The sequence below is a fragment of the Spiroplasma sp. ChiS genome (genome assembly GCF_002968355.1).
Taxonomy (GTDB): Bacteria; Bacillota_I; Bacilli_A; order Mycoplasmatales; family Mycoplasmataceae; genus Spiroplasma; species Spiroplasma citri.
The window spans coordinates 1-989 of the sequence record NZ_PUUH01000186.1; the positions used below are offsets into that span (position 1 = coordinate 1).

The window sequence follows — 989 nt, forward strand, 5'->3', positions numbered from 1 at the left end:
TATGTAAATGTTGTTTTGCCAACCCCACCTTTTCTCGCACCTACTGTAATAATTTTCATTTTTAATCTTTTCCTTTTATTATGTATATAAATATATTTTAATATATTTTAATATATTTGTAAATATATATTTTTACTGTAATAATTTTCATTTTTAATCTTTTCCTTTTATTATGTATATAAATATATTTTAATATATTTTAATATATTTGTAAATATATATTTTTAAATATATAAATATATTTTTAAATATATATATTATTAAATAGTTTTTTTAAATTATTTTTATTGCCATTTACCCGCGAAAATAACGTTCGATGCAGCACAGAGGACGATAACAAAACAAGCAATTAAAAACCCTTATTTTATAAGGGTTTTTAATAAGAGACTAAGTTAAATTATTAAGTTTATATTGCTCTAAATATTGCACAAGAATACTAATCATTTTCTTATGATAAAATTACTTTGTATCAAAATGTATTAAATATCAACTTAGCAATAAAAAATAATAACAATTTCAGAAAGGAAAATATACAAAATGAAAAAAATTTTAAGTTTATTAAGTGTATTAACAATTAGTGGAACTGCTATCCCAACAACAATTGCCGCTAACCCTTATCAAAAAGAACAAGAAAAGGAAAGAATTATATTACGATATTTATATAAAAAATAAAAAAAATATTAAATATCAAAAAAAAATATTTAACATTAATTTTATTGATATTTTAAATAACGGAGTTTGACAAGATTGAAGATAAAAAATAAAAAAAATATTAAATATCAAAAAAAAATATTTAACATTAATTTTATTGATATTTTAAATAACGGAGTTTGACAAGATTGAAGATTAAATTCTAATTCATATAATGCTATTTCTGAAAAAATAATTGATAATTTTGATTTAATTAATAACATTATAGAAAAAACAAAACAAGATTATTATCAATTAAATACCAATGATGAAAAAAGTTATTTTTCTTTTTTTCCAAG

2 protein-coding genes are annotated in these 989 nt (G+C 18.0%); both read left to right on the top strand.

What is annotated here, in order from left to right:
- The first annotated feature begins 537 nt into the window (after window positions 1-537).
- The gene (locus C6B38_RS11940) at window positions 538-672 is read left to right on the top strand and encodes a hypothetical protein (protein ID WP_255401081.1); all 135 of its coding nucleotides are present in this window, start codon (window positions 538-540) and stop codon (window positions 670-672) included.
- A 75-nt stretch (window positions 673-747) separates the two neighbouring features.
- A partial coding sequence (locus C6B38_RS05390) for a hypothetical protein (RefSeq protein ID WP_146693323.1) occupies window positions 748-989 on the top strand: 242 nt, incomplete at its 3' end.